22 protein-coding genes are annotated in these 26,733 nt (G+C 45.9%); 3 read left to right on the top strand and 19 right to left on the bottom strand.

The annotated features are described in order from the left end of the window. Nucleotides 1–2: 2 nt before the first annotated feature. From MHH92_RS06430 to MHH92_RS06385, 10 genes are all read right to left on the bottom strand, one after another. Nucleotides 3–1,070 (bottom strand): glycosyltransferase family 4 protein, encoded by a 1,068-nt coding sequence (locus MHH92_RS06430; RefSeq protein ID WP_340032141.1) that lies wholly within the window; start codon nucleotides 1,068–1,070, stop codon nucleotides 3–5. A gap of 38 nt (nucleotides 1,071–1,108) precedes the next feature. Further along, a complete protein-coding gene (gene pssE, locus MHH92_RS06425; RefSeq protein ID WP_036668909.1) occupies nucleotides 1,109–1,588 on the bottom strand; it encodes a PssE/Cps14G family polysaccharide biosynthesis glycosyltransferase in 480 nt (159 codons plus the stop codon). Next, nucleotides 1,585–2,043 (bottom strand): PssD/Cps14F family polysaccharide biosynthesis glycosyltransferase, encoded by a 459-nt coding sequence (pssD, locus tag MHH92_RS06420; protein WP_036668906.1) that lies wholly within the window; start codon nucleotides 2,041–2,043, stop codon nucleotides 1,585–1,587. Before pssD ends, pssE begins: the two co-directional genes overlap by 4 nt. Further along, entirely contained in the window at nucleotides 2,040–3,416 is a 1,377-nt protein-coding gene (locus tag MHH92_RS06415) for an O-antigen ligase family protein (protein ID WP_340902718.1), read from the bottom strand. The genes pssD and MHH92_RS06415 overlap by 4 nt, the downstream gene beginning before the upstream one ends. 34 nt (nucleotides 3,417–3,450) lie before the next feature. Continuing rightward, nucleotides 3,451–4,149, bottom strand: coding sequence for a sugar transferase (locus MHH92_RS06410; protein WP_076327309.1), 699 nt, complete (start codon nucleotides 4,147–4,149; stop codon nucleotides 3,451–3,453). Further along, nucleotides 4,146–5,048 (bottom strand): UTP--glucose-1-phosphate uridylyltransferase GalU, encoded by a 903-nt coding sequence (gene galU / locus MHH92_RS06405; protein WP_036611572.1) that lies wholly within the window; start codon nucleotides 5,046–5,048, stop codon nucleotides 4,146–4,148. The genes MHH92_RS06410 and galU overlap by 4 nt, the downstream gene beginning before the upstream one ends. A gap of 187 nt (nucleotides 5,049–5,235) precedes the next feature. Next, nucleotides 5,236–5,913, bottom strand: a complete 678-nt coding sequence (locus MHH92_RS06400; RefSeq protein ID WP_340902715.1) for a CpsD/CapB family tyrosine-protein kinase — start codon at nucleotides 5,911–5,913, stop codon at nucleotides 5,236–5,238. Continuing rightward, nucleotides 5,894–6,649, bottom strand: coding sequence for a YveK family protein (locus MHH92_RS06395; RefSeq protein ID WP_235193748.1), 756 nt, complete (start codon nucleotides 6,647–6,649; stop codon nucleotides 5,894–5,896). Before MHH92_RS06395 ends, MHH92_RS06400 begins: the two co-directional genes overlap by 20 nt. 32 nt (nucleotides 6,650–6,681) lie before the next feature. After that, on the bottom strand, nucleotides 6,682–7,440 hold the full coding sequence (locus tag MHH92_RS06390; RefSeq protein ID WP_036611338.1) for a tyrosine-protein phosphatase: 759 nt from the start codon (nucleotides 7,438–7,440) through the stop codon (nucleotides 6,682–6,684). A gap of 155 nt (nucleotides 7,441–7,595) precedes the next feature. After that, entirely contained in the window at nucleotides 7,596–8,000 is a 405-nt protein-coding gene (locus MHH92_RS06385; RefSeq protein ID WP_127551237.1) for a hypothetical protein, read from the bottom strand. A gap of 378 nt (nucleotides 8,001–8,378) precedes the next feature. Between MHH92_RS06385 and MHH92_RS06380 the strand changes: the two genes are divergently transcribed. Next, nucleotides 8,379–8,747, top strand: a complete 369-nt coding sequence (locus MHH92_RS06380; protein ID WP_047841965.1) for a helix-turn-helix domain-containing protein — start codon at nucleotides 8,379–8,381, stop codon at nucleotides 8,745–8,747. Nucleotides 8,748–8,844: 97 nt separating this feature from the next. On the opposite strand, the gene MHH92_RS06375 is transcribed toward MHH92_RS06380, so the two are convergent. The 4 genes from MHH92_RS06375 to MHH92_RS06360 all read right to left on the bottom strand — a co-directional run bounded on the left by MHH92_RS06375 (nucleotide 8,845) and on the right by MHH92_RS06360 (nucleotide 17,571). After that, entirely contained in the window at nucleotides 8,845–9,000 is a 156-nt protein-coding gene (locus MHH92_RS06375; protein ID WP_017690128.1) for a hypothetical protein, read from the bottom strand. 230 nt (nucleotides 9,001–9,230) lie between these two features. Beyond that, nucleotides 9,231–13,829 carry a glutamate synthase large subunit gene (gene gltB / locus MHH92_RS06370; protein WP_340902710.1) on the bottom strand — a complete coding sequence of 1,533 codons (4,599 nt, stop codon included), beginning with the start codon at nucleotides 13,827–13,829 and terminating at the stop codon, nucleotides 9,231–9,233. Between the two features lie 671 nt (nucleotides 13,830–14,500). After that, entirely contained in the window at nucleotides 14,501–16,783 is a 2,283-nt protein-coding gene (locus tag MHH92_RS06365; protein WP_340902709.1) for a YhgE/Pip domain-containing protein, read from the bottom strand. Between the two features lie 206 nt (nucleotides 16,784–16,989). After that, nucleotides 16,990–17,571 (bottom strand): TetR/AcrR family transcriptional regulator, encoded by a 582-nt coding sequence (locus tag MHH92_RS06360; RefSeq protein ID WP_036611349.1) that lies wholly within the window; start codon nucleotides 17,569–17,571, stop codon nucleotides 16,990–16,992. Between the two features lie 382 nt (nucleotides 17,572–17,953). On the opposite strand from MHH92_RS06360, the gene MHH92_RS06355 reads away from it, so the two are divergent. Continuing rightward, entirely contained in the window at nucleotides 17,954–19,168 is a 1,215-nt protein-coding gene (locus tag MHH92_RS06355; protein ID WP_047841963.1) for a UDP-N-acetylglucosamine--LPS N-acetylglucosamine transferase, read from the top strand. Nucleotides 19,169–19,443: 275 nt separating this feature from the next. Here the strand turns inward: MHH92_RS06355 and MHH92_RS06350 are convergent, their stop codons facing one another. Together MHH92_RS06350 and thpR are read right to left on the bottom strand one after the other, a co-directional pair. Further along, complete coding sequence (locus MHH92_RS06350; RefSeq protein ID WP_047841962.1) at nucleotides 19,444–20,301, bottom strand: cell wall hydrolase; 858 nt, start codon at nucleotides 20,299–20,301, stop codon at nucleotides 19,444–19,446. Between the two features lie 130 nt (nucleotides 20,302–20,431). Further along, nucleotides 20,432–21,034: an RNA 2',3'-cyclic phosphodiesterase gene (gene thpR, locus MHH92_RS06345; protein WP_340902701.1), complete on the bottom strand. Its 603-nt coding sequence runs from the start codon at nucleotides 21,032–21,034 to the stop codon at nucleotides 20,432–20,434. Between the two features lie 207 nt (nucleotides 21,035–21,241). On the opposite strand from thpR, the gene MHH92_RS06340 reads away from it, so the two are divergent. Further along, nucleotides 21,242–22,198 carry a D-2-hydroxyacid dehydrogenase gene (locus MHH92_RS06340; RefSeq protein WP_036668885.1) on the top strand — a complete coding sequence of 319 codons (957 nt, stop codon included), beginning with the start codon at nucleotides 21,242–21,244 and terminating at the stop codon, nucleotides 22,196–22,198. Between the two features lie 175 nt (nucleotides 22,199–22,373). On the opposite strand, the gene MHH92_RS06335 is transcribed toward MHH92_RS06340, so the two are convergent. The 3 genes from MHH92_RS06335 to MHH92_RS06325 all read right to left on the bottom strand — a co-directional run bounded on the left by MHH92_RS06335 (nucleotide 22,374) and on the right by MHH92_RS06325 (nucleotide 26,717). Further along, the gene (locus MHH92_RS06335) at nucleotides 22,374–23,351 is read right to left on the bottom strand and encodes a TRM11 family SAM-dependent methyltransferase (protein ID WP_340902700.1); all 978 of its coding nucleotides are present in this window, start codon (nucleotides 23,349–23,351) and stop codon (nucleotides 22,374–22,376) included. Between the two features lie 341 nt (nucleotides 23,352–23,692). Beyond that, nucleotides 23,693–25,405 (bottom strand): methyl-accepting chemotaxis protein, encoded by a 1,713-nt coding sequence (locus MHH92_RS06330; RefSeq protein ID WP_253506252.1) that lies wholly within the window; start codon nucleotides 25,403–25,405, stop codon nucleotides 23,693–23,695. 286 nt (nucleotides 25,406–25,691) lie between these two features. Further along, nucleotides 25,692–26,717 carry an MsnO8 family LLM class oxidoreductase gene (locus MHH92_RS06325; RefSeq protein ID WP_445670902.1) on the bottom strand — a complete coding sequence of 342 codons (1,026 nt, stop codon included), beginning with the start codon at nucleotides 26,715–26,717 and terminating at the stop codon, nucleotides 25,692–25,694. Nucleotides 26,718–26,733 lie beyond the last annotated feature (16 nt).

Raw genomic sequence — 26,733 nt, 5'->3', positions numbered from 1 at the left:
CACTAGGATACCTTCACTTGAAGTGCATCATATATTCCTGATAATCTGCCCACGAGAAGATTCATATCGAACTTATCCGATATAATCTCTCTGTTATGTGAACCCATTCTTGCTCTAACCTCTTCATCCGTGATGAGATATTCCAGCGCTGATGTCAGCCCGTGCACATCTCCCGGCTCGATTAACAGCCCATTATGACCGGATGTAATCACTTCGGGGATGCCTCCGACGGTGGTCGATATAATGGGCAAGCCACAATTCATTGCTTCAAGTATGGCCATAGGTAATCCCTCATGATAAGAAGGCAGGACCAGTAGATCCGCTTCCCGCATCAGTTTTTCCTTTTGCTCTCCGTTAATCCAGCCGAGTACATTGACACGATCCTCTATTCCATACTGCTGCACGATTGCTTTGACTTCTTCGACTTCGCCATCCCCTGCCAGATTAAAGGTAGCTGTAACGCCCAGCGCCTTCAATTGCTGAATGGACTGAAGCAGATCGTAGACTCCTTTTCGCTCACCCAGTCTGCCCATGAAGAGAGCATTAACGGCTGTTTGTTGTTCTCTTACAAACGGTTCTTTGACAAAGACCCCGTTATAAAGAACCTCAATGGCTGTCTCCGGCACAATCGTAGCAAAGTATTCTTTCCACGTCTGGGACAAGACAATCAACTTGTCTGCCTGATTCAGAATGTAGTGACAATACTTGCGCTGCAGAGCAAATTGATTGTAGAAATCATCAAAGCTGGCCGCATGAATATGCAGAATAACTGACTTTCGAAACAACTTTCGTGCGGTTAGCAGAAATAGAGACTTCCGATAAAAGCTCCCGTTGTTTGCCATATGAATATGCACGATATCCGGCTTGAACGTGTACAACTTCATCCAGAATTGCATGAATCCCCGTATAAAAATAAGCAGCCGTGAGAACACGCTGCCCGTGATATACGTTTCGACCCGCTGCATGGCATACATTTCCGAGATGGAGGAATCCTCAATGTTTTTGATGACACTCACAATTCCACCCATATCCTTCAAGGATGATCCAACAACCAATACTTTTGGTTTCATGATAGACTCCTTTTTTTCATGGTTAATCTTCATACCTCTTACAGACTATTCACGTAATTTTTAATGGATGAGATCAGATCAGACTGTTTTCTCACATAAGGCTGGAACTTCAGCTCTTCTATGCAAGGAACCAACTTTTGCAATTCAGCCCGACTCTCCGCGACGGCCACATAGCCGTTATCCTGAAAAACTTTGGAGATCTCAAGCTGATGGTCATCCACATGTTCGCCCCATTCTTTCCGGCGTGGAATGACAATAACGGGCTTGCCACGTTCAAGACAATTTGTAATGGAGCCAACACCCGCATGAGAAATAATGCATCTGCTGCGCTCCACATATTCATTCATCTCTTCCTGGGTAAGGAAGGGAATCACAGTGAAATTCCGCGGCTGATACTCGGTATATCCGGATTGGGCAACAACCTCTTCTTCAATAATTCCTGCCTCAATCGCCTCATCAATAAGCTCAAACATCCGATTGAAGGGAAAACGCTGGGTTCCAACGATAGCAAATATCAAAATAAAGCCCCCCTGTACTTCGCATTGGGATAGCTATCCTGCAACGTTTCCCATTGAATGAAGAACTCATCCGAGATTTTGTACATCAATCTTCCGGTAGCGCTGGAGGAATAGATCTTGGCATAACTTTCGATATAAATCAGCTTGGCACCGAAGATTTTACCAATGAGGCAAAAAGGGTATGTGGCTCCCGCCCCTGTTGTAATGATCACCTTTGGACGCTCACGCAGATATAGAAAGAACGATTTGATAATATTAGCCACAAAGATTAGCAAGAACATCGCATTTTTACGCTCTTGCTGCATTAAGAAGTATACTTTGCCCTGAGACGATTCTACTTTTCTGCTTTTATTCTTCTCGGTAATCAGGAAATAATCATGTTCTTCAACCGCAGGAATAATTTTGGTTAATTCATCAAAATGACCGCCTGTAGAACTGATCAAACAGACCTTCATGTTCTAATCTCCTTTGAAAAGGATACGTCCTTGGCTCGCTGTATCTGTATATCCACTTCTGCTTCAGCCCCTGACTTGGAATGAACTCCTTTTCCCGTAGCATATAACGCGTTCAGGAAGATACAGAATGGAGCAATCAGATGAACCGTGGACAGGGTATTGTCAAAAAAGGAATAGGTCAGGAAACCGATAATCATACCGGCAAAATACAACCGGATCATGCCGCCCAATCGGAAGTAAACAGCCCGAAACACCAGCAGCAGCGATAGAAACAACAGGATGGCTCCAACTAACCCGCCATCATAATAAAAACGAATGTATTCATTATGTGGAACAACGAAGCCGGAAAAGATACTTCCATCATTCGCTACAAGAGTTGAGCCGAGTCCACGTCCAAATATCGGATACTCATTTGCTTTGCCAATAAAATAATTCCAGGCTACATCCCTTCCCGACAAGCCTTTGCTCTCTGACCTCATCTCATAATTGTCCCACTGCGCAATCACCATATAGGCCACAGCGACAACAAACAGAATGAGAGGAATAATGGCACTGACTCTGCCTTTGATGAAGGCTTTCAGTTGATCAAAAAGATAGACCAGAATAATCGGTATAAGCGCAATAAGTGGCCCCCTTGTTCCCGTCTGGACCAGAATGACCAGATGTGTCAAGGTAAGCATGTAATACAGAACAACCTGATGGCCTTGCTTGATCTGAATCAGACAGACGCAGATGGAGATAAAACACAACATGGCCAGATGCGCGGCGATGTTAGCTCCCTGTAACCGGGTTACACCCGACATCTCCAGGTTAGTAATGGACAATATGCCGGCGAGTTGCAGAATATAACCACCAGCAAGACTGAACAGCGGCAACCATGCGAGTACACGTATAATTCGTTGACTGATCTCTCTTGAAAAATGGGGCATCAGCAACAAAAAAGGAACAATGACTCCCAGAAATGCCTTGAATGGATCGAGCGGACTAACCTTACTGGGCAGATCAGATAGAAAATAACTCTCCACAAATAAAAAACCAATCGCCAGTGCAGGATATATCAACTCTTTGCGAATACCAAAGCGTAGAAAAAGAGAGACGACAAAACCCAGAATCGCCAGCTTGTAGAAGGACAGCGAATCCAGTCCTGCCAGATGAATGTTAAATATTTTATCAATGGACAATGAAAAACTTACGATGAGAATCATAAAAATCCAGCTGGGCTGTTTAATATAAACGCCCAGCAGAATCACAGCTATGAGTGCAACAACCGAGACTAGCGGAAGATAGATTGCTGCGAAGACAATTACCAGCGAAAAAAGAATGATATTAAACGACTTCATATTTAATGCAGCAAGTATACCGGTCTTTTGCATATCTACTATGCCACCTCAAAGCCAGAATCGTGTTTCAAAACGCATCCTTCGAACCTACCAGCACCTTGAACGTTCTGAAGATAATTTTGATATCCACCATCATGCTGCGCTCACGGGCATACGTCAGATCCAGCTCCACCATTTCCTCAAAACCAACACTATTTCGACCGCTGACTTGCCATAATCCCGTACATCCCGGGATCATCTGAAGACGTTGTCTGTCATAGGAAGTGTAGTTCTGCACTTCTCTGGGCAGAGCCGGTCTGGGTCCAACGAGACTCATCTCTCCTCTGAACACGTTCCACAACTGTGGCAGCTCATCCAGACTGGTTTTCCGAATGAACTTGCCAATCCGGGTAATGCGGGGATCATTTTTCATTTTGAACATATTCCCGTTCACTTCATTCTGATCAATCAGCTGTTCCAGCAGATCTTCTGCATTCGCAACCATCGACCTGAATTTGTACATATGAAACTCTTTCCCATTCTGTCCTACTCGTACCTGACGAAAAAAAACAGACCCCTGCGGGGCCTCTATTTTGATTAGTAATCCGATGACCGCAAACAAGGGGCACAAAATGATCAAACCTATGAAAGAACCCAGCAAATCGAGCATTCTTTTCATAAATAGATACACTTTATCCGCATTTTGTCCTGACATCGTTGATGCATTGTACCCCAGACTTGGGTCCATAACAATCTCCGCTTCCTTCGATTGGGGAGATGGACTCATTCAAACTCCCCCCCGGCTACATGTTCTACCGACTCTTTTTCCAGAATCTGTTGCAGAGCTTGCAGCATTGGAATTCTAAGTTCCTGTTTTTGCAGAGCGAAGTCGATGGTTGTCAAAATGAATCCCAGTTTCTCGCCCACGTCATAACGTACTCCCTCGAAATCGTAAGCATACACTCCTTGTGTCTCATTTAAGCGCTGAATCGCATCTGTTAATTGAATTTCTCCCCCTTGACCAATCTCTTGTTGCTCCAGATGTTCGAAAATCTCTGGACTCAGTACGTATCTCCCCATAATCGCCAGGTTGGAAGGCGCTGTGCCTTGGGCAGGTTTCTCTACGAACCTGAGAACCTCTGTCAAACGGCCATCCGATTGAAGCGGGTCCACAATGCCGTATCTGTCTGTTTGTTCAGCCAGTACGGTTTGTACGCCAACAATGGAATGTTGAACCTGATCATATTGATCAATCAATTGTTTGGTGCATGGAACTTCCGATACGACGATGTCATCTCCGAGCAACACGGCAAAAGGTTCGTCACCGATAAAGTTACGTGCACACCAGACAGCATGACCAAGTCCTTTGGCCTCTTTTTGTCTTATGTAGTGGATATCCACGTTAGAGGATTTGCGAACCTCTTCAAGCAGGCCCAGCTTCCCTTTTTCCAGCAAGTTATGTTCCAATTCAAAAGCGTTGTCGAAATGATCTTCAATTGCCCGCTTCCCTTTACCCGTTACGATGATGATGTCTTCAATTCCAGAGGCAATGGCTTCCTCAACGATATACTGTATGGTTGGTTTGTCCACAATAGGGAGCATTTCTTTGGGCATCGCTTTTGTGGCTGGCAAAAATCGTGTACCTAGTCCAGCTGCAGGAATGATTGCTTTTCTCACTTTTTTCATAAATACCACCCTATCCTCTTTTTTTTTAGTTTGATAAAAGTTGAACCAGGGCATCTAACCCGTCCTCACGTCATACCTTCGACGATTAACGTCTAAGGTTCATTGAACCCACAGCATGACCGAGTGCCTACGGTGATAAAGGTGCAGTAGACATTACCTGTTTACTTGGGAGCATTGGATGGAAGGTTTACTTCTCTCCGTAGCCCACCGGAACTGCAGCGTTTTTGATATTGTTCAGGATTGCGCCCAGGATTCGTGCATTCACATGCTCCAGAGCAGCCTTGGTCTTCTTCACCAGTTCCTTCTTGACCTTGCCCGAGTTCACGACCAGCAACACACCATCACACAGCGAACTCACAATGAGTGCATCCGTTACCGCGAGCACCGGCGGTGTATCAAACATGATGACATCATATTGATCCTCTAACTTATCGATCAGCCTTTTCATCCGGTTGGAACCAATCATCTCGGAAGGGTTCGGCGGAATTGGGCCAGAAGTGAACAATTGGAGATTGTCGATGTAACTCTCTCTAAGCACGTCTTCCACACTGTACTGATTAGACAGCACACTACTAAGACCGATATGATTCGGTACAGAAAACACCTGGTGCAAAGAAGGATTACGCAGATCCGCATCGATCAGCAGAACTTTTTTGCCTTCCTGGGCATAGGTTACCGCCAGGTTGCTAATGGTTGTGGTCTTGCCTTCGCCGGATTCAGCGGAAGCCACCATGATTTTTTTGATATGACTGTCGATTGAGGAGAACTGGATGTTCGTCCGTAATTTACGGTATCCCTCCGAGATCTGAGATTTGGAGTTAAAATAGGTCACCAGACTGTTATTTTCATTGGTTAGCCGCGACATATTTGCCATCCCCCACTTTCTGTTGAGATACGTAATTTTTCGTATTTTTCAGATCGTCTTTTTTCATTTTGGATATCACGGTAAGCACAGGTAGGCCCAGCTCTTTTTCAAGCTCAGTTTCGGATTTGAATGTGTCATCCAGATAATCCATCAGGAATACAAGTGCAATCGCGAGCACAAGACCTGCGAACAGACTGACAATGATGCTTAATGTGGTTTTCATATTGATTGGAGATGCATTACTATCCACTTTTGCTTCACTGAGGATAGCCACATTATCGATTTTCATGATTAGGGGGATTTGAGATTGGAACACGTTGGAGATGGCATTGACCGTTTTTGCGGCTTTTTCGTAGGTAGTCCCTTGTACAGTTATGCTCATCACTTGGGATTCGCTGGCTGTAGAGACGGAGGTGCTATTCATGAGCTGAGCAGAGGTTAAGCCTAGGTCCGGATACGTGGTAGCGACTTTATCCATAATGGCGGAAGATTTAATAATTTCTCTGTATGAGTTAATAAGTTTGATATTGGTTTGGATCATGCTGAAGTCCATCATCGCCTGGCCTTGAACGTTAGAGGTCTGGTTCACGATCAGTTTGGAACTTGCCTCATAGATGGGCTGGGTGAAGAAAATGCTTTTGACCCCTGCACCCACACCGGCTATCAAAGCAATTGCAACAATCAACCACAGTTTCTTTTGTAAGAGTCGAAAATATCCTTTCAGTTCCACTTTCATTCCTCCTATACGTTGTGATCTATCCTATGTAACTACCAGATGGACAGTAGCCATTTGCGAGGTTTCCAGCGTTCTGTGACCAGACACGAATTCGATAGAATGTGCGACGCATTCTCTGCCAGCCGCTTAACGGCTTCAGCTCCAAACCGACGCTCGATGGCCCGCTCTCCTTCACTTATGGCAAATGTCCTTTTGCACGTATCATGTGCATCTGATGAAATGAAATGAAACCCGTTTTCTTTGCAAAAATGAAAACACCACTGCCGAACTTTCCGTCCGAAAAGCCCAGTGAAAGATTGAGCTGTGAGCTGACATAGTCCGCCTTGACTCAAGTAATCAGCCAACAACTTTGGCTTCTTCAAAATGACACGATTGCGTTCCGGATGAGCAATAATAGGGGTAATTCCCGCTATTCGTAATTCATGCAGTATCCTGGGGAACTGTGAGGGAATATGACCAAAGGGCAGTTCCAGCAACATGTAACGACTTCCGGCGAGTGTGCAGCACTTTCCTGCATATAAGTCTCCAATCAGGTTGTCATGCACCCTGATCTCCTGTCCGGGACGGATCTCCAGGCGAATGTTACGTTTGCGAAGTTCTGCATGGAGCAGGTTCACGGCCTGATTGACCACCATCGGTTCATTGTTGTATTGCCCGTTCAGGTGATGCGGAGTAGCAATAATGGAGGTAATTCCTGAGGCTGCCGCCTTCTCAGCCATCGCAACGGACTGCTCCATTCGAACAGGACCATCATCTAGGCCGGATAATATGTGGCAGTGCATTTCAACCATATCCAAACTTCCTGAAATAGTATGAGCCCCCTCGCCCCTTTATTCATTGCGCAAATGCTTTTGGTGTTAAAGAACTAATGCATAACGCTATGAAATATAGTAAAATGGCGTTAAGTACATGTTTTGTTCAGAAAATGTTAAGAATCGACTTGGAATTATATGGTGAAATCAATGTAATGATAGGGTTCCTGCAGAGCCTTTTGTTCTGTTGCCTTTTCATACTGAAAACGGGAAACCGCGGGAAACTGAACTTCAGTAAGCATTGTGTTTAACTGTCCAGTTATATATAGTTTCTGTTCGTGCTGAATATGCAAGTTTGAATGATACATTGTGAGCTCTCCGAAGGGCTGTTTCCACTGCAACCTTGCGTGAAGTCGTACACATACATGTTGATCTTCAACATCCAAACCAATGAGCATTTCTGATGATACCGGCAAGTTCAGGTCGCTCAGGAAGGTGATTGCTTGAGTGTCCATTCCAAGTAACAGAACAGGGCGTCTTTTGCGGTCTACCATTTTCCCGTGAAACTCCTGAATGTACATATGGACATTTAATTTCATATCAGCCCATTCCTGAATTATTGAATACATGGTTTCATTCCTTTAGAATGGATTAGCCTACATGGACTGCCTCCACTTCCTTCTCACAGGTATATGGTCCAGGCAACAAGGAGATACTTAAAATATTCCAAATGATACATTTTGTAACTCCATACGTCCAATTTACGATACAATACGTATCATGTCAAGCGGTATTTGGACATGGTTCTTTTGATTTACGACAATTTGAGATGTCCTTAGACAGACCTATTTACAAATTGAAATGGGTTAAAGGAAACACATGAGGAGTTACTCTTTTGCAGGAAAGCTGCCCTGATCAAACACTTGGCTCAGGATTGTTTCAATATATATTTGATGTCGTTCAGGGGGAAATAGCTTATGAGCTACGGAAATCGCATTGCGGAATTACGGGAACAGCGGGGACTTACTCAAGAAGAACTTGCGAGCTCCATTCATATTACAAGAGCTGCTCTCTCCCACTACGAGAAGAATCGACGTAAACCGGATTTCGAAGTGTTAACGAGACTTGCTGACATCTTTGATGTGTCTATCGATTATCTTATAGGACGTACAAAGCAAAGCGATGTTGTGATGGATGAAGACGTACGTGAATTCGTTGATACCTTGGAGTTGTCGGATAAGGAAGTGTTGGAACGCTTCGATCTGATGATTGATGGGAAGTCCTTAACAGAAGAAGAAGCACGTCGTTTTATTGCGTTTGTCCGAATGGAACGCAGTATGGACTAAACCCGAAAAGAGGACCCAGTTCCCGAGAGATAACATCTCTGGCTTCTGGGCTTTTTTTGTGACTTAATTCCCTTTCATTCCATGCTTGTCTATTGTGTCAAGGACGCTTGTTGTTGACGGAGGATACGAAATGGTTCCAACGCTCCGGGTCGATTCCGCATTGCAGTAACACCTTCATGATGTCCATCTGGGTTGCTTCGACTTGTTTACCTGTCGGCCTACGATCGTCCCTGTTTGGATGCTTCATATTCATTCCGCTAACCTCTCTTATCTTTATACTTTCCCTGCCCTCCAAAACTAGCCTTATTATACTTGAGAAAGTTCCTCGATGTTGTCGTCTCATGGCGATAACGTTTTTTGATGGGGTTCTAATTTTGTCGAAAGCAAAATAGGAGCAATATGATGCCGGAATGGCAACCATATTGCTCCTATTATTCTTAATACAACCTGTTCATGCACTTCCACCTTGGAACAAGGAAGTTATTAACCTCCAGCACGTGCAAGTTCACGCATATTCGCTTCAAACGCTGCAAGCAGCGCTGCTTCTCCAGTCAAACCTGTTGCCTGAATCCGTTCGATCTGTTCTGTCATACGTTTGAAGTCCTTCGGAATAACCCGAACGAACTGATTCAGCGCATCTTGCCAGTTATCCAGAACGCGCTGACCGACAGCACTTCCTGTGTTGGCAACATGACGTTGAATCATGCCTCGCAGATCTGCACTTTCGGCCACATCTTCGATACGCTCCAAAAGAACCATTTCCAGATTACAACGTTTCAGGAATGTTCCTTCCGGATCATACACATAAGCAATACCTCCGGACATCCCTGCTGCAAAGTTACGACCTGTATCGCCCAGTACAACGACACGTCCACCTGTCATATACTCACAACCATGGTCGCCTACACCTTCAACAACTACTTTGGCGCCCGAGTTACGTACAGCAAATCGCTCACCCGCAATACCACGGATATACGCTTCGCCGCTTGTTGCTCCGTAGAGAGCCGTGTTACCGATAATGATGTTATCTTCCGCCTCAAACGTTGCTTTCGGAGAAGGCATCACGATCAGTTTACCTCCGGACAGTCCTTTACCTACGTAGTCATTGGAATCCCCTTCAACGGTCAAGGTCATACCTTTAGGTACAAAGGCCCCAAAGCTTTGTCCGGCAGAGCCGACAAATTTGAATTTAACCGTATCTTCAGGCAATCCTGCGAGTCCATATTTGCGTGTGATCTCACTACCCAAAATGGTACCTACTGCACGGTTAACGTTTGTAATTGGAAGCACCGCTTCAACCGGTTGACCGGATTCAATAGCAGACTGTGCCAGTGGCAACAATTGTTGCATATCCAGCGTTTCTTCCAATTGGTGATTCTGATGCTGTGTACGGTAACGTGCAGAGCCTTCCGGCATTTCAGGCACGTGCAACAATACAGACAGATCCACACCTTTTTTCTTCCAGTGATCTACGGCTTCTACCGTTTCGAGGCAATCTGTGCGCCCGACCATCTCCTGAATAGTACGGAAACCAAGATCAGCCATGATCTCACGCACATCTTCAGCAACAAATCGCATGAAGTTAACCACATGAGCTGGATCACCCATATAATTTTTACGCAATTCCGGATTCTGTGTCGCTACACCAACCGGACAGGTATCCATCTGACAGACACGCATCATGATACAGCCAAGTGCAACGAGCGGTGCCGTAGAGAATCCATACTCTTCTGCTCCAAGCAAGGCAGCAATCGCCAGGTCACGGCCGTTAAGCATTTTGCCATCTGTTTCGAGGACGACACGGTCACGCAGATTGTTCAACATCAACGTTTGATGTGTCTCTGCAAGACCTAGTTCCCAAGGCATACCTGCGTGGCGAATCGAACCTTGCGGTGATGCACCTGTACCACCGTCATAACCGCTGACGAGGATAATGTCGGCACGCCCTTTGGCTACACCAGCTGCGATGGTACCTACGCCCACTTCCGATACAAGCTTCACGTTAATCTCAGCACGCGGATTGGCATTTTTCAAGTCATAGATCAACTCTGCCAGATCTTCGATCGAGTAGATATCGTGATGCGGTGGTGGCGAGATCAGACCTACACCCGGTGTAGATCCACGAACTTCAGCAACCCAAGGATACACTTTACGTCCTGGCAGCTGTCCGCCTTCACCTGGTTTAGCTCCCTGTGCCATTTTAATCTGAATCTCATCGGCATTAACCAAATAGTTGGATGTAACACCAAAACGTCCGGATGCTACCTGTTTAATCGCACTGCGACGGGAATCCCCGTTGCTATCTTTAATGAAGCGAGCCGGATCTTCTCCACCTTCACCGGTATTGGATTTACCTCCAACACGGTTCATAGCGATGGCAAGATCTTCATGCGCTTCTTTACTGATCGAACCAAAGGACATTGCACCTGTTTTGAAACGACGCATGATATCTTCTACGGATTCAACTTCTTCGAGTGGAATGGAAGCTCCCACCGGTTTCAGCTTCAGCATGGAGCGAATGGTCAACAATTGATCATTCTCACCTTGCACGAGCTTGGAATATTTTTTATACAGCTTGTAATCCCCAGTGCGTACTGCATGTTGCAGGGTATGAATGGTTTGCGGATTGAACAGATGCTCTTCTCCGTCGTTACGCCATTGATAATCCCCACCGGAATCCAATACTTTATCGTTACCGTCTTTTTCCGTAAAGGCACGGTTATGATGTGTCAACGCTTCGGCTGCCACTTCTTCCAACCCAATTCCACCGATACGGGAAGGTGTCCAGGTAAAGTAACGGTCAACGAAATCTGATTTCAGACCTACCGCTTCGAAGATTTGAGCTCCACGATACGATTGAATCGTAGAAATCCCCATTTTGGACAATACTTTAGTAACGCCTTTGGTAGCTGCTTTAATGTAGTTTTTCACTGCTTTCTCATGCGAGATACCACGCAACAACCCTTGCTGAATCATGTCATCCAGCGTTTCAAAGGCCAGATAAGGATTCACCGCACTTACACCGTAACCCAGCAGCAACGCGTAGTGGTGAATATCACGCGGTTCTGCCGATTCAAGCATAATGCTGACTTTGGTTCTGGTTCCCTGGCGAATCAGATGGTGATGCAGACCTGCTACAGCAAGCAATGCAGGAATGGCAGCATTCTCTGCGTCCACACCGCGGTCAGACAGGATCAGAATGTTATGACCTTTGTCGATAACACGATCTGCAGCTTCGAAGAGCAAATCCATAGCTTTGCGAAGTCCTTCTGCCCCTTCCGCAGCGGTGAAGAAGATTGGAATCGTCATGGAGCGGAAGCCTGGGCGACGCACATGGCGAATCTTCGCAAAGTCTTCATTAGACAATACCGGTGTATCCAGACGGATCTGGCGACAACTCTCCGGTTCAGGGTTCAGCAAGTTGCGCTCAGGACCAATGGTTGTTGCCGTAGACGTTACAATCTCTTCACGGATTGCATCGATTGGCGGGTTGGTTACCTGGGCGAACATCTGTTTAAAGTAGTTGTACAGACGCTGCGGACGATCGGACAGCACAGCCAGCGGTGCATCATACCCCATCGAACCCGTAGCTTCCATACCTGTTGTTGCCATCGGCTCCAGGATTTTACGTAGTTCTTCAAATGTATAACCATAAGCGAGCTGAAGCTGGGTCACGTTATCATGTTTTGGATCAGGAAGTTCCGGTGCGTCCGGCAACTCGCTCAGATCCATCAAATGCTCATCAAGCCAATCCTGATACGGATTCTCGGCTGCAATGATTGCTTTTACTTCCTCATCCGCGATGATGCGGCCTTCTTGTGTATCCACAAGCAACATCCGACCTGGACGCAGACGATCTTTGTACAGGATCTCTTCCGGCGCAATATCAAGTACCCCAACTTCGGAGGACAGGATAATACGGTCATCCTTGGTTACATAATAACGAGCTGGACGCAATCCATTACGGTCAAGTGTTGCACCAATTTGCAAACCATCTGTAAAGGCCATTGCTGCTGGTCCATCCCAAGGCTCCATCATCGTGCTGTGATATTCATAAAATGCTTTTTTGGCAGGGTCCATGTCCTCATCTGTGCTCCAAGGTTCAGGAACCATCATCATCGCCACGTGTGGCAGGGAACGACCACTCAGATACAGGAACTCCAGCGTGTTATCAAACATGGCTGTATCCGAACCGTCCGGATTGATAACCGGTTTTACTTTCGCGATGTCGTTACCAAACAACTCGCTCTCGAACAAGGATTGCCGTGCATGCATCCAGTTCACGTTACCACGCATCGTGTTGATCTCACCGTTGTGGATCATGAAACGATACGGGTGGGCACGTTCCCAGCTGGGGAAGGTGTTGGTACTGAAACGGGAATGCACAAGTCCAATGGCCGATTCCACGAGTTCTTCCTGCAGATCCAGATAGAACCCGCCAACTTGTTCAGTTGTCAGCATGCCTTTATATACAATTTTGCGACAAGACATGCTCGGAAGGTAGAACGAACCACCTTCTGCTTCATCTGCCGAATAACGAATAGCCAGTTCAGCACGTCTGCGAATAACATACAGCTTACGCTCGAATCCAAGCTCATCCTTCACATCTGCGGATCTTCCAATGAACACCTGACGTACATAAGGTTTCGCTGCAAGTGCAGAACGGCCAAGCATTTCATCAAAAGTAGGAACATCCCGGAAACCCAGGAACGTCTGACCTTCTTCTTCAATAATCTTCTTAAGGCTCTCTTCATGCGCACTGCGAATGGCAGGGTCCTGGGAAAGGAACAACATCCCTACGCCATAGAATCCCTGTTCAGGCAATGCAAAACCAAGGCGTTTCGCTTCCTCTGCAAAAAAGCGATGTGGAATCTGAATCAGGATACCTGCTCCGTCACCAGAATTCGGTTCACTTCCCTGTCCTCCACGGTGCTCCATGTTACTGAGCATGGTCAGTGCCTGACTAACGATATCGTGTGAAGGTACTCCTTTGATGTTGGCAACAAAACCCATTCCGCATGCGTCTTTTTCGAACTGCGGGTCATACAGACCCTGTTTTGGAGGTAATCCGATGTGTCTCATGGAACGCAACCTTTCTATAATGAAGTATTTCGGAAAGATCAAGAACATAGGCAACAGGCAACAATGAAACGGGAGGAGCTGGCCTTTCGCTTGCGATAGAGCCTGCTAGATAGAAGAGGTGACAGCATGAGACTGTCAAAAATAATGCCTGCTATTGGGCAGAAGCCATTAAATGAGATGAGCTGATCCGGACGATCCGGCAAACAGCCTGTATAAATCAACACGCAGCCGCTGGCACGGCTACTGAAATGGAGCGACGTTTTTTTGATATAGTTCTATTATTTTAACACCGACCTAACATCAGCGCAATTTAAACTTTTTAATACCTCTGATAAGAAATGTTTTGCAGTACAGCTTTACAGTAGTGACGTTTAAATTCATATCTTTTTCGAATAATTATACACTTTTTAAGCCAGAGTACAACTGAATTAAATTGCTGACAGAAGAAAATCGTTCCATGTGCCGCCTACGTTTATCCATAATTCCACCAAATTTTCACTGCTTAAGCCAGCGAAACTTTACTTCTCTATGCATTTGTATACAAAATAGCCTGCAACCCCTATTTGGGGTCACAGGCTATTTGCACTATTTGACTACTATATTGCATAATTTCACTACAAGAAAATAAAGTTTTTTTCAAAAATATGACCCTGCTGAAGATCAGGTTCGACTTATGCCGTCACAACTTGACCAGAATCAGCCTGTTCGACTTCTTTTTTCGGACGTCTGCCATTCCAGAGGAAGTAAGCAAGCGTCAGCAGAATGGATACACCTGCATAGATGCTAAGAATACCTGCCTGATGCCACATCACATCCAGATTACCACTCGATACCACGGCTTTGAAGCCCATAATGCTGTGTGTCATTGGCAACCAAGGGCTAAATGCCTGAAGCCATGATGGAATCAGTTCTACCGGGAAGGTTCCTGCACTAGCCGCAAGCTGGAAGACCAGCAGCAGAATGACAACATAACGTCCAGGCAGATCCAGCCAGGTTACAAGTGCCTGAACAATCAACATGAAGGTCAGCCCCGTAATAATGGTAAACAGGTAGAACAGCCCTACGCTGTGCGTCTCCAGTCCAAGACCATATAACATGAAACTTGCCACGATAACTGATTGGAAAATACTTACGGACCCAAATACCAGTGTCCGGCTGACAAAACGATTCCAGCCTGTTGCACCAGGTACGGACGTTTCCCGCATTTTCAATACAATCGTGGAAATCAACGATCCCACAAACAGACCGATCGACAGGAAGAACGGTGTCAATCCTGTACCATAATTGCTCACGTTCTCTGCTGTATTCTCCGAGGAGTTCACCGGTTCAGCGAACATGTTCACTACGTCATCCGTTTTCTTAACTTCGGATGTTTTCTGAGCGGCATCATTCAGCTTGGTTGCCAGTTCACTCGAGCCATCTTTTAGCTCAGTAAGGCCGTCAGCCAGTTTGCCCGCACCATCACCCAATTGCTTGGAACCATCGGTTAGTGAATTAACGCCGCCACTTAGTTTACCTACACCCGTTTGCAAAGCTGTTGTTCCTGAGCCCAGCTGCTTGGCACCATCTGCAAGCAATGTACCGCCACTTGCAGCATCACCCAATTTGCCGCTGAACTGCTTCAGGCCATCGGATAGCTTAGCGCCTCCTTGACTGAGCTGCCCTGCACCAGCCAGCAATTGCTTCTGACCATCCACCAGTTGGTTCGCACCAGCCAGAAGTTGCTCCTGACCTCCATGAAGCTCGGCTGCACCCGCAGCCAGTTGCTGGTTACCCTGATGCAGCTGATCTGCACCTTGTGCCAGCTTCTGCTCGCTCTCATTCAATTGTGCACTGCCGTCAGCAACAGCCTCACTTGCCGCAAGCAGCTTCTGTACATCCGCATTTTCAGCCAGTTCGGGGTTCGATGCAGCAAGCTGTTTCAATCCGGCGGCTACGCCCTGTGCACCATCAGCAACCTTGGAACTGCCATCTACAGCCGATTGCAGGCCTGTTGCCAGTGTACCGCTGCCCTGAACTGCACTTTGCAGACCATCCGACAGCTTTGCACTGCCCTGTTCTGAAGATTTCAGGCCAGCCTGCAACTTACTTGTGCCATCCAGTGAAGACTGGAGTCCAGTTTCCAACTTGGCGCTGCCATCCTTCAACTGATCTGCTCCGCTCTGAAGCTGGCTCGAAGCGGCTGCCTGAAGCTGTTGCAGACCGGATACAAGATTCGATGTTCCACTTTCAAGCTTGGTTGCCCCTGTATGCAGCGCGTTAACACCATCGCTTAATGGAGAAAGTCCTTCCTGAAGTTCAAGCGTTCCGGATGCAAGCTTCGCCAGGTTATCCTTGAGCTTAACAGCACCATCATCCAGTTTGCCTGCACCGGTATTCAGTTCACCAGCCCCATCGCCTGCCTCAGCCAAGCCATCCGATACTTCGGAGAACTTGTCGAGCAATGTCTCTGCATAGGATTCCGTTACTTTGGCTGAGACTTTTGCTTTCAGGTCCTTAATAGCGGTCTTACCGATCTGTGCACCGACAAAGCTGTAATTGCCATTCGGTTCATAGATCAGATCAGCCGGCTCCGGCTTGTCATCGAGCAATGTTGTTGCTTGGGATGAGAAGTTCTCCGGAATCGTAATTTGCATATAATATTTGTCATTACTCATGCCTTCTTTAGCTTGACTGGCACTGACAAAATCCCATTTAAAATCGGCATTTTTCTTCAACTCATCCACCAGATCACTACCTACATGGAGGGATTTGCCCTCCAGCTCAGCGCCTTTGTCCAGATTAACAACGGCAACCGGCATCTCATCCACATGACCATACGGGTCCCAATAGGCTGCCAGATAGATGCCACTATACAGGATCGGTATAAACATAATTGCAATAACAGGGATCAACACCTTCGGGTTTCTCACGGCCGATCCCACATCCTTGAAAAACACGGATAAAGATTTCATGTCATTTTCTCCCCTTAATCTCTCTGCTCCATGAGCAGGAATAACCATAATGAAATACAATGTCGCATTCCAGAAAACATACTGAAACACGAAGTGACCACTTTCCTCAAACGGTCACTTTAGGACAAAAAAACAACCTGTCTTCCGACAAGCCTCCCTGCTTGATACGCGTGAAAATCCTTATATTATAGTAGATTAAATTCGGATTACGTTACAGCAGCAATTCCTTCCATTAAGAAAAGGCGAAAGTAAGTCTTGATTTCCTCTTTGCTCAGCGGTTGATGTTGTTTGCTCCAGTCTGAGGTGAGTGCAATATACAGGCGAATCATCATAAATGCGACGACTTGCGGATCACAATCTCGAATCTCTCCATTGTCTTTTGCTTTCTCAAGCTCCTTAGCCAGAAAGTCGGAGATTACTTTCTCCACCTTGTCCAAACCTTCCTTGGCCTGCAGCGTTCCAAAGTCCTTCAGCTCCTGAGATAACTTAACGAGCAGATCGTGATCACGACGAAACTCCAACAAGGCATCCAGTACCCGAAACAGATTATCGAAAAATGCACTTTCCTGATGTACTTCACGATGCGCGATGTTTTTCATTTCCTGAATCACTTCTACCAGGATCTGATCAAACAATTGTTCCTTATTGGTGAAAAACGTATAGATCGTTCCTTTGCCAACGTTCGCAATCTTGGCGACCTGATCCATCGTCGTTGCTTTGTATCCAAACATGGCAAACGACTGGGCTGCTGCATGAATAACCTGCTGTCTCCTGTCAATCGGAGCCATCTAATCCCTCCTTTAATCACATTCATTGTTCAATCGCTCTACATAAATGACCAAAAATACAATTCAGTCATTCGGTCAAAAACTACAATACCACCTTCGAAAACAGATTGCAACCCTAACATTTTAAAAATTGTGTTAATATTTTTTAACCTAAATGCAGTGGAAACTCCTTCTGTCGTCGTCTATAGTGTAAGATGACTCAGATAATACGTGTATATAATGAAGTTTAAGTTGTCTCATTGTATGATATATGGTGTAAATATTCATAGAAGAAACATGATTTTGTGCTTCAATGTATATTCATGTAGTAACGCATTCCATAGCTAGAATAAACAATGAATATCTTCATTTTGAATTAAAACTTATGAATAAAGGTGAACTCATGCGAAAACCAAGAGTGCTCTTATTATCGGAAGGTTTCGGTACCGGTCACACTCAGGCCGCTCATGCGCTGGCACATGGCATCAAAAAAGTCAGTCCACATGTTCACAGTCGTGTCATTGAACTAGGCAAATTTTTGAACCCAACGGTAGCTCCATTAATTTTCTCTGCATATCGAAAGACACTATCGGTTCAACCCAAACTGGTCAGCCTGTTGTACCGCACACAGTACAATAAATCATTAAATGGTTTTACCAAGCTGGCGTTGCACCGAATTTTCTATACACAGACGGCACAGGTCGTATCCCAACTGAAACCCGATGCGGTGATCTGTACCCATCCTTTTCCGAATGCTGTCATCTCCCGGCTCAAACGCCAGGGTCTGAATATCCCGCTCTATACGGTTGTGACGGATTATGACGTGCACGGAACATGGATTAATCCGGAAGTGAACAAATATCTGGTCTCTACCCCTCAGGTCAAAGCATTGCTTGAGATCCGGGGTGTCGATCCCTCCCATATTCAGATCACGGGAATCCCTGTGCATCCAGACTTCTGGGAAGCAGGAGATAAGGTGAAGCTACGGGAAGAGATGGGGCTTCAGAACATGCCTACAGCGCTACTTATGGGTGGCGGATGGGGACTTTCGTTTGATGAGGATCATATGAAAGCTCTCACGTCTTGGGCAGATCGTGTTCAACTGGTCTTCTGTCTAGGGAGCAATGAAAAAATGATCGCAAAAATGAAGGAAATGCCTTGCTTCCAGCATCCGAATATTCGTATTCTGGGATATACACGGGAAGTAAGCAAACTGATGGATGTATCCGATGTGCTGATTACGAAGCCAGGTGGCATGACATGCACTGAAGCGTTGGCCAAGGGTCTACCGATGTTGTTCATTCCTCCGATTGCAGGTCAAGAGGAAGAGAACTGTGAATACTTTGTACAAGCCGGATACGGCCACGTCATTCACTCTGCCGACGTGATCACCAATCGTTTCAGACAACTAGTGGAGCAGGCATCTACTCAAACTGAAAGCCCGCTGAACGTAGCGCATCATTCAGGTAACCATTCGGTCTATGATCCGAAGTGCTGTGCTCAAGCTGTTCATGACTTATTGTTTCCGACGACAGCCGAAGTCACAACAACCTCCTTGGAGCGCTTCACAGCCGGAATTACTGCCACATCCTTGTCAGGTACCAGAATACCATTCTGACGCCTCTACGGACCTATAGAACAGCTCTCACGAGGTGTTATAGGGGACAAGACAATTGCTCACGATATACAAAGAAGGTTCCCTTCCGAATTTCTGGAAGGGAACCTTCTTTTATTTTCACTAATTCAACCGTATGATTTGGCAGAAAAAAGGGTAATTTAGAGTATAACGATATTTTAAAATAACGAAATAAAACTACGATTCAGGCTTTTTCAAGGGCCGTGTGAAGCACACACAGTTAACTACCCTGCCTGTTTGCAGAATTTACGGGTCGATTACTTGTAAAAAGTATGATGACCGATCGTTTTTACTTTTTTCTGCGAGCGAGCAACTGTCAGATCGTCAGCAAGCGTCAATGATAAGAAATAATACGTATCATCGGCAACTTCCTTCTTCCCATTCAACGCAGCATTCACTGCTTTGATGCTGTCCTCGTTGGGAACCACACGTTTCATACGTCCGTTCGCTACAGGACTAAACTGGGATTTCTGATGGATGACCTTGTAAATGGTATCGGGAAAATTGGCTGACCGCAGCCGGTTTAAGACAACATTGGCAACTGCCACTTTGCCTTCGTACGGTTCACCTTCCGCTTCTGCCATGACGATTTTTTGCAGCAGATGCAGTTCTTTATCGGACACACTGTATGACCAGGTTGCAAGTTTCGAGTCTTCCTGGTTCAGAAGTTTGGTCCGTGTAAAGTATAGTTTTTGGGGGGGAGTTGTTACAGCAGCGACTTCTTTGGCACGTTTCACTTTGGCCAATTTCAGTGCAGCTTCTTTTTTGGCTTTGGCCGCAGCTACCGCTCTAGCTTTGTTCTTGGCCTTGGCTTCTTGCAATTCCTGCTCTTCTTGAGCAGTCGTCAGCCAGTTCTTCGCTGGCAGAGATTCAGTCCACGCTACGGTTTGGGCAGACAGATTAGAGGACAGACTTGTCCCATCTTCCATCATGCGCCTCTCTTCTTGCGTAGATGTTTGGTTATTTTGCCCAGAAGCCGCAAGTTCGGTCATCTGTTTACTATCACTAGCTTCATTCCACTTCCCCGTCGCCTGAACGACATTTACCCCCACTATACATACAAGCAGCACTGATAACATCGGTGCTACCCAACGATTTTTGCTTATAATGTTCATTCGAAGATTCCTCCTGTCGAAACAATTCCCTTAACTAAGTAACCCAAAAAAAAGAATTTGAATAACGATGGCTAATATTACATAGGGATAAACGTTATGTCAATGTGATTTTATGGCATAAAAATGATTATCAGGAAAAAGTGAACGTATCCACGACCTCATACATTGGCGATTGTCCCAGCCTTGTCACATAAAGTACAATGTCCTCCACCATCCATGAATTAACACCTGTGGAATGTTCCGGAAGCACTCCAGATATCCCTTTATTTTCATTACCTGGAAGCTGTCCCAGATATTTTCTGGCAATGGTAATGTGGGGAGCATAAGGTCTTAATTCAGCTTCATACCCCAGGGGCGAAGTCGCCTGCACGATTTGTTTTTGCAATGAAAACAAGTGCTCTATCTCTCCGCTAACACCTTTCCAAAGCACCTTAGGTGCTTCTTCAAGTCCAAATGTGCCCCAGTCGGAAAGCTGAAGTTCAAACGGCTGTAATCCGCTTGTTGCTGAGCGCAATGCTTTTCGCAGGTGCCCGATGTCACTAACTAATGTATCCCCCAGAAATTGCAAGGTTATATGATAATCTCTATGATCTGTCCATTTACGAAAATCTAGCTTGTTCTGTACAAGCCTTGCATCCATCTGAAGAGACTGCTGAACAGCAACAGGAAGACGAATTGCTACAAACAATCTTTCCCGTCGGGATGAATGATCCTGATGTGATTGGTTATTCATTGCATACACCTCTCTAAAGTTCGCTCTATTATTTCATAACTATACATATCGTTTCAAGTTGGGTAAGTATAGAGTGACACAAATATAACCATTTGCAAATAAGGCTAGATTCCTGCATTTCCCACCTTAATGCACATCCAACACCAAATCTGATACACTTTAATCATCAAACTCATCAAACTATTTATCTCAGGAGGACCACACATTATGGGTAAAATTGTATGTTTTCCATCTCTATCCGAAGAACAGCAACAACGCATTCAGAATGCTGCACCAGAATACACCCTGAAATTCGGAAAAGCCAAGGAATTGGACCCCGCTGAGTTGAAAGAAGCTGAGATTATTCTCGGCTGGTCCCCACTCGTCACAGAACATGCATTGAAACAGGACGGCCTGTTGAAGTGGGTTCAGGTCTGGTCTGCTGGTGTGGACAATCTCCCCTTCGCAGATTTGCAACAAAAGAACGTTCAGGTCACCAGTGCAAATGGAGTTCACGCGATTCCAATCACCGAAATTATTCTGGGCATGATGTTATCCCACAGTCGCTGGCTGAGACAAGCTATGCTGCATCAACAGCAGGCCGAATGGAAAGCTCCTGCCAAACCACTGCCGGAACTGCATGGCAAAACAGCGGTCATCGTTGGTGTAGGTGAGATTGGCACGGAAACAGCCCGTATTCTCAAAGCCCTCGGCATGCGTACGATCGGAGTTCGCCGCTCAGGTAAGGATGTCCCCAATGTGGACCAAATGTACGACATGACCGGTTTACATGAAGCCTTGAGCCAGGGCGATTATGTAATTAACATTCTACCGTTAACCGATGAAACCAAACATATATATGATCAAACTGCATTTGAGCAGTTCCGATCCGGTGCCTGCTTCGTCAATGTGGGCCGTGGCCCCAGTGTGAAAACGGAAGCGTTGCTGAATGCACTCCAAAACGGCAAAGTTGCCTTCGCCGCACTGGACGTGTTCGAAGAAGAACCTCTTCCGGCAGACCACCCGCTATGGGGCATGGATAACGTGTTAATTACGCCTCATATCGCCGGAAGTACAGAGCAATACGCGGATCGAGCAGTCGATATTTTCGTCAAAAATCTGGAAGCTTACGTCGCTGGCGATACCCTTCCGTTGAACCTTGTGGATTATAGTCATAAATATTAACACAAACACCCGTTCCCATGCAATATTGTGCAAATCAGATCAACGATACCAATGGAACTAAAGAATATTTCTGTCCTCTACGTTCTCGTGTAAATCATTAGTTCAATTGAAATGTACACAGTAAAAAACTCTACCTCTGGAAATTTCCTCAGAGGTAGAGTTTTTGTTTTTATGCTTACATACACAGCCAAATATGACGTATAAACGTGCCTTTGTGTACTGTTCGGTACTCTTTTACAGTCCATCCCGCTTCCAACAAGTGCTCTTCTACCCACTCTGTGGAAACAATCACTGCCCGTTTTGCCAATCTGCGCAAACTCTCCAGCATGGCTCGTTGCTCAGCATCCGGAAGTACAGAGCAGAGGTTATAGGGCATGTCCAGAATTGCTGCATCATACAAATCTTGCAGTTCATTCATATCCCCCAGTGTGATTCGATCCGAATCATATCCATAATGCGGCAGATTGATACGTGCACCTCGGACAGCCAGCGGATTGAGATCGTTACCTTTTGCGTCAATTCCCATGGATAAAGCTTCAATCACAACCGTTCCCATACCACAGCATGGATCAAGCAATCGATGATTTTCTACTCTCGGAACAGCAATATTAACCAGTGCTCTCGCAAGCGTGATGCCAAATCCCGTTGAGTAATTTTGCGGCTTCTGCCGGTGAATCTGCCATGATCGATCTGCTTCTGTCCACTGGCCCAAGATCCATTTTTCTCCTGTTTGGATTAGGCCGAAAGTCACCTTAGGTTGTTTCATCTGTGCCTTGCCTTTAATGCACATGCCAACTTCTTTTTCCAGTTGGCGAGACTGTTCATAATCAGGTGTATGATCCCCTTCTTTCAGACAAACCACCTTAAATGTCTCTTCTGGCAACAAATGAATATCTCTGGCAAAAGGAAGCAGATCAGTCATGCTGCTCCCTTCGCCGATCACGTCCAGTCTCCCATGGATAAAAGGACTGCGTCCAGGTGGAATACATCGTTCAGACCACACATACGCCCCCATATCCATACGGATCTCCAAACTCGGTTCAAGCAGTGTACTCAGCTCCAGCATGCATAATTCGCGCTCGTTCTCGTGGCAAGCAAAGGTGTAGAGGTGTTTCCCAGAAGTAGCGTAAATACCAAGTGTTTCATCAGGCAAAATCCCCCTCTCCTTCCTTCATTAATCATGTTTCTTCTATATAAATAGTAAGCTCATTGAAGACATATCAAATACGAATCATACGTTTGCTTTCAGGTAGTCATTGTATACAATGTTAGGCTCCTAGACAACTATCCATTTCCTTGCACGTATCTATTTGGAAAGAAAAAAATAAGGTGTTCCCATTGTTGAGGAACGCCTTACTTTATTTTGAGATTATAACATTGGAAATCTAATCGTTCTTGCCAGTAAACGTTATAGGCCAACAGCTCATATATCATACTGATTTCTCACCATTAGCCGCCTGCGTGATTCCAGCTTCTTCTATTATAAGAAGAAGGTTATATTTTTAATTTTTCAATGGATGTAAGCAAATCTTCCGATAATTCTTTCAGACTTTGAATGTTGCCGCTAATCGTTTCCATGGAACTTACTTGCTCTTCCGCCGATGCAGAAACTTCTTCCACACTCGCTGCCGATTGTTCCGAAACAGCGGAAATCTGTTGACTGAAATCGTTCATTCGTCCGCTTGCTTCCTGCATGCCTGCGAGACCATCTGTCATAGTGCCGATGACACCAACCATGCCTTCCACCGATTCATTAATTGTACGGAAGAGTTGACCTGAAGTAAGCACATGTTCCTGACCCAGTTCGGTCTCCTGAACGTTCGTACGTAATTCCGCAACCACCCCTTGTGACTCCTGCTGAATATCCTCGGTAATCGCCGTGATCTCTTCAACCGAAGTCTGCACAGCCTCAGATAACTTCCTCACTTCTGATGCCACTACGGCGAATCCGCGTCCACTCTCTCCCGCACGCGCTGCCTCAATGGAGGCATTTAATGCCAGCAGATTGGTTTGGCGTGCAATGTCATGAATGACCTGAACCAGCTTGGAAATATCTTCATTTTTACGATTCAATCGTTCCATCTTGTTCATGGAAGCAGAGACCGAACCGGAAATCTGTTGCATCTGCTGCACTGATTGTTCCATCACCTTGCGACCATTCAACCCCTGCTCCAGTACAAGATCCGACATGACGCGCAACTGGCTGCCTTGTTCCGTATGATTCTGAATGTGATCATTCAAAGCTTCAACCGTACGGGCTGATTCCACGGCTGTCTCTGCCTGGCTCTCTGCGGCCTTGGCTGACTCTTCCATGGTCACAGCAATCTGGCGACTACCAATCTTAACCTCTTCTGAGGATATTGCCAGTTCCCCACTTTGTAGATTAACAGCTTCCGCAATTCGTCTGACGCTCAGAACCATGGAAGTCAGGTTACCTTTCATGTCATTCACCGCTTTGGCCAGAACACCAACTTCATCCTCATGTTTGGTATGTATGTCCTGAACATTCAATTGTCCTTCTGCAATCAGTTTCACCGCACTAATGACACGTAGCAGTGGTTTCACGACCTGTGAACGAATAATCGGAATGCTGATCGCTGTAATGGCAATCATGACCAGAACACCGATAATGATGATTAATCTACCATCCTGTACCGATCTGATCGTTTGGGCCGCCGCAAGATTGGACTGTTCCTGATTATATTCCACGAGATAATCAAGATCGACTTGCATGGTGTCAAAGGAATCAGCACCTTTATCAGCGACTTCCTTCGCCAGCTGTGTCTGACCCTCATCACTCAGCTTGATCGATTGCGTATTAATCTTGAGATACGCTTCCCATTTGTTCTTGAACGCATTCCAGTGTTCGAGCTCTTCCGCAGACTTCTCCTGCTGATCATAGATTTTAATCGCCTGCGTCGTCTCACGAATATACTTGGTACGCTCTTCTGACAAAAATGCCTTGTCTGTTTCATCCGCGTCAAAGTGACGATAACTTAGTGACAGAACATGTTCTGTGGTATAATTTAACCGGTTAATTTGCTGGATTGATGGCATCCAATTGTTCGTAATTTCATTAGTGTTGGTTTCAATTGAATTCATCCGGGTGACAATCGTGACACTCAAAATAATTAAACAGAGGATTAACAAGTAGAACGCGATGCTGATACGCAGACCGATACTCTTGATCTTGAATCTGCTGAACATATGATTTCCCCCCTTGACCTCTTCGGTCATCCCGAATTCAGGTGCTTATGTCATTGTTTTCCCCTTCTTTTGACCTCTTGTCAAAAGAACTTCTCTATATTATATCGATAGGAAAATAGACGTAACGTATTATAACATTATTTTGTCATTTAGATGCTTGGTTTTGTAAAAGATTGTTGAATCTTGACAAAGTCCAAACCGAAGAGCTGCAGCATACGGTAAAGTCCCGATCTGCAGCTCTTCGGTTTGTTCGGATTTCAACGGCTAACATCATAAAATGATCAGCCTAGTTCAGTATTGCCGTCTTATGCTCAGCCAGCAATCGATATGAATCCAACCTGCGCTTATAATCTGGTCCTGCCGTAACCAGAAGCAACCTCTCCGTATCCAGCCTGCGACTCACCTGTTGCAATCGCGCCCATACCTGCTCAGCTGTACCTGCATAGTGCCGCACCGATTCATTTTGATCACTAACGGCTTCATCATTCGTGTTAGAGACCGCGATACCACTTGAATTCGACTCGGTTGAACGTTCTTTTCCATCTAGCTTGCGCCTCTCCGCCATGTCACGACTCCAGGCCATAGCATCCGTCTCTGACTCGGCACACAATACGCTGACTGCCACCATAACCTCAGGTTCCTTCATCGTTGCACTAGGCATAAATCCTTCTCGGTATCGCCTTACAGCCTCTGTACCATCGGCATCACTCATGAATTGACCAAAGACATATCCCATGCCAAACCGTGCCGCAAACTCTGCACTCTTCACGTTAGTTCCCAACATCCAGAGTGATAACGGAAGCTTGGGAATCGGACGAGCTGTCACGGGATGATCCTCGTACAGGTAACGGTCTTCTAGTAGTTCTGTGAGTGCTGCGAGCGATTCAGGCAGCTTGGACACATGCTGCAAGTAATTGCCACTGAGTGCCATCGTGGCATGAGGTCCACCGCCAGGAGCACGTCCGAGCCCAAGCTCGATGCGCCCAGGATAGAGCGCAGCCAGCAGGCGGAATGACTCCGCAACCTTGAGTGGGCTATAGTGTGGCAACAAGACCGCACCAGAGCCAAGTTGGATCGTTGTTGTCCTTGCTCCGATGTGCGATAACAGTACTTCGGGAGAGGCCGATGCCAGTTCAGCCATATCATGATGCTCTGACGTCCAGTATCGGGCGTATCCCCAAGCCTCGGCATGTTGCGCAAGTGTCACCGATTGGTGAAGCGCCTGTTCCGCTGTGGCATCGTTTAACCTTGGCACAAGGTCAAGTACGCCCAGACTGAACGTCTCACTCATTCGCTTAGCCACGCGTCTCATCTCCCTTTATATCGGT

It is taken from the genome of Paenibacillus sp. FSL M7-1414 (assembly GCF_038003195.1).
Lineage (GTDB): Bacteria > Bacillota > Bacilli > Paenibacillales > Paenibacillaceae > Paenibacillus > Paenibacillus amylolyticus.
This window is presented reverse-complemented; position numbering and strand designations above follow the sequence as displayed.